3 protein-coding genes are annotated in these 3,700 nt (G+C 63.9%); all 3 read right to left on the reverse strand.

Annotated elements, in window-relative coordinates; translation table 11 throughout:
- A partial coding sequence (locus AC0AP0_RS10215; protein ID WP_490430376.1) for a serine/threonine-protein kinase occupies window positions 1-770 on the reverse strand: 770 nt, incomplete at its 3' end.
- Entirely contained in the window at window positions 767-2,230 is a 1,464-nt protein-coding gene (locus AC0AP0_RS10220; RefSeq protein WP_110412279.1) for a peptidoglycan D,D-transpeptidase FtsI family protein, read from the reverse strand. The genes AC0AP0_RS10220 and AC0AP0_RS10215, both read right to left, overlap by 4 nt.
- Complete coding sequence (locus tag AC0AP0_RS10225; protein WP_490430381.1) at window positions 2,227-3,699, reverse strand: FtsW/RodA/SpoVE family cell cycle protein; 1,473 nt, start codon at window positions 3,697-3,699, stop codon at window positions 2,227-2,229. Before AC0AP0_RS10225 ends, AC0AP0_RS10220 begins: the two co-directional genes overlap by 4 nt.
- Window position 3,700: the final 1 nt, after the last annotated feature.

Raw genomic sequence — 3,700 nt, forward strand, 5'->3', positions numbered from 1 at the left:
GCCGGGCGGTCTCGCGGGTCCTTGGCCAGCATGGACATGACGAAGTTCATGAGTTGGTTGTCCACCGAGTCGGGCAGCGGCGGCACAGGGTCGTTGACGTGTGCTGCAGCGATGTCCACCGGGGTGGCGCCGGTGAAGGGCCGGTGCCCGCAGAGCCCCTCGTAGGCCACCACGCCCAGGGAGTAGATGTCGGACTGGGGCGTGGCCTGGAGGCCCTGGGCCTGCTCGGGCGAGATGTACTGGGCCGTGCCCACCACCATGCCGTCCTGGGTGATCTGCCCCTGGTTGGTGGAGTAGGAGACCCCGAAGTCGGTGATCTTGACCTCGCCGGTGTCGGAGACCATGATGTTGGCCGGCTTGACATCCCGGTGGATGACCCCGTGTGAGTGGGCCACGTAGAGCCCCCGGGCCGTCTGGATCAGGATGGGCAGCAGCTCGATGGGATCCAGGGCGCCCCGGTCCCGGTAAATGTCTGCCAGGGATTGGCTGGGCACGTATTCCATGATCAGGAATCCGATGCCATCGTGCTCGTAGTACTCGAAGAGGGCGGCGATGTTGGGGTGGGCCAGGTTGGCGGAATTGTGTGCCTCGGCCCGTAGCCGCAGCAACTTGGACTCCTCGTTGGTCAGGTCCTCGCGTAGGGCCTTGATGGCCACCACGCGGCCCAATTCGATGTCGTAGCCCTTCCAGACCTCGCCCATGCCCCCTTGGGCCAGGCGACGGTCCAGACGGTACCGTCGATGGATGAGCTGTCCCTGTACTAGTTTCACTTGGCAGCCTCCTGCATGACGCGTTTCATGATCGGCCCGGCAATCTCCATGCCATAGGAGGAGACGCCATGCACCACGACGGCAACAGCCACCTTGGGGTTATCGGCCGGGGCGAATCCTACCATCCACCCGTCATTTGCCGTATTGCCTGCACCGATCTGAGCTGTGCCGGACTTGGCCGCCACCTGCATGCCGGGGATAGCCAGATTGGGGTAGCTCTTGGTGGTCACTGCTTCCATCATGGTGGTTAGGGCCTTGGCGGTGTCCGAGGAGAAGGCCTGCGAGTAAACCGAGGGCGTGGTCTCGCTGATGACGCTCAGATCGCTGGAGCGCACCCGATCAACCAGGGTCGGCTGCATGAGCTTGCCACCGTTGGCCACGGCGGCGGCGGTCATGGCCGCCTGCATGGGGGTGGACAGGGTGTCTCCCTGGCCGATGGAGGCCAGAGCGAGCCGGTCCTGGGACTGGTCCTCGGGGAACTTGGAGGCCACAGCCTTCATGGGTCGGCCTGTGGAGTTGGTTCCATCCAGGGTGATGGTGGAGCCGTAGCCGAATTTGCGTGCCTGCTCGGCTAGCGTCTTGCCGCCCAGGCTAACTCCCAGCTGGGCGAAGGCTGTATTGGAGGAGTATGCTAGGGCATTTTCCAAGCTGATCCGGCCGTTGGCTCCGTTGCCCGTGGTTGTGGCGTTGGTCAGGTTGTAGTTGGTGCCGGGCAGGGTGTATGAGGCCCCGGCCGGTAACTGGCTGTCGGGGTGGTATTGGCCGGACTCTAGGGCGGCCGCTGCCACGACCACCTTGAAGGTGGATCCGGGCGGATACAGTTGTGAGGTGGCCCGGTTGAGCATGGGGTTGTCAGAACGGGAGGCCAGCTTCTGGTAGGCCTGGGAGGCATCACCGCTGTCGTGGGCGGTCAGGTCGTCGGGGTTGTAGCTTGGCGTGCTGACCATGGTCAGGATGCGGCCGGTGGAGGGCTCGATAGCCACCACCGATCCGGACAGGTTGCCCAGCATGTCGTAGGCGGCCTCTTGCATCTTTGGATTGATGGAGGTCTCGATGGAGGCACCCTTGTTCTGGGTTCCGGTGAAGAGGGACTTGAGCCGGTCCATCCACAGGCTGTCCGATTGGCCGCTCAGCAGACGGTCGCGTGAAGCCTCGATTCCCCGGTCTGCTGGGCTTGTGATGGAGTAGTAACCGGTGATGGGCGAGTAGACGGCACCCTTGTGGTAGTGCCGTTGGTACTGGAAGGAGTCGTTGATGGGGTCGGACTGGGCCATGACGGCGCCGTCCGAGGTCAGGATGGCCCCTCTGGGTGCCGCGTACTCATGGTAGAGGGCGCGCAGATTGCGGGAGTCCGAGTTAAGGCTCCCTGCCCTGATCACCATGATGATGGAGCTGGAAAGCCCCAGGATGACGAAGAGGACGATGACGGCGTTGAAGAGTTGGCGCAGGGCCTTGTTCACTGTCCACCTCCTCGGACCTGGCGGACGGGGATGCGGCCGGTGGCTGGCAGGTCGGCCTCCTCATCCTGATCGGTCGGCTCGTCCGGCTCGGCATGACGGCTGTGGGACTCTTCAGAGTCCGAGTCGTCCTGTCCGCTGCGCTTGCTGGTTTCCTGCTGGCGCAGGACGGCCAGGGCCTCATACTTGAAGGTGTCCGAGCTGACCTCCGGCGCAGGCTTGTTGGCCGCGTTGGAGATGATGATCAGCAGGACTGCCAGGATGCAGTTGGCCACCAGACTGGAGCCGCCTGCCGCCATGTAGGGCATGGTCAGTCCGGTCAGGGGGATGACCAGGGTGATGCCGCCCACCACGGTGAAGACCTGGAAGGCCATGGTGAAGACCAGACCGGAGGCCAGGAGCTTGCCGAAGCCGTCTTTAATCTTCATGGCCGTGATCATGCCCGAGGCCACGATGACCAGGTAGAGGGCCAGGACCACAAGCAGGCCGCTCAGCCCCAGCTCCTCGCCCACCGACGTATAGATGAAATCGGAGTTGGCCAGGGGAGTGATCCAGGGGCGTCCCTGGCCCAGGCCGGTGCCGGTCAGTCCGCCGGCAGCCAGACCGAAGATGCCGCGCACCAGCTGGCCGGACCCGCCGAAGGCCTTGCCGAACTCAGCGTCGCTGAAGGGGTGCAGCCAGGCATCCACACGGGCACCCACATGTGCGAAGATCATAGAGGCGGCCACGGCTCCAATGACGAAGAAGACCGAGCCGATGGCGATCCAGCTGGTGCGGCCGGTGGCCACATAGAGCATGGAGACGAACATGGCGAAGTACATCAACGAGGTGCCCAGGTCATGCTGGATGACCAGGACGGCCAGCGAAATCAGCCAGACGATGATGATGGGGCCAAAGTCCTTGATTCGGGGCATCCGCATGCCCAGGAACTTCTTGCCGCCCACGGCCAGCTGGTCTCGGTGGTCGAACAGGTAAGCGGCGAAGAAGAAGGCCAGGAAGAGCTTGGCGAATTCGCCGGGTTGCAGGGTGTGTGACCCTATGCCTATCCAGATGCGGGCGCCGCCGATCTCGCGGCCGATGCCGGGAAGCATGGGCGATAGGAGCAGGACCAGGCCCACCACCATGCTCACATAGGAGAAGCGGCGCAGCAGCCTATAGTCCCTGAGCAGCACCACCAGCAGCCCGCACAGGACCAGGGCCAGACACAGCCAGATCAGCTGGGTGAAGCCCACTCGTGTGGGCTGGCCGATCCGGGCGTTGCGCAAATCTATGCGGGTGATCAGGGTGATGCCCAGGGAACTCAGGATGACGATGCTGGGCAGGATGGCCTGGCTACCGTAAGGTAGGAAAATCTCCAGCAGGACCCAGAGGGCGATGAAGAGGGCGGCGGTGACTGCCAGCAGGGCTGCGTAGTCACCGGGGAAGCGGCCCGCCGCACGGGCGAACATCTGGAAGAATCCGATGAACCCCACC

It is taken from the genome of Bifidobacterium sp. POST2/T3 (B1), assembly GCF_058197115.1.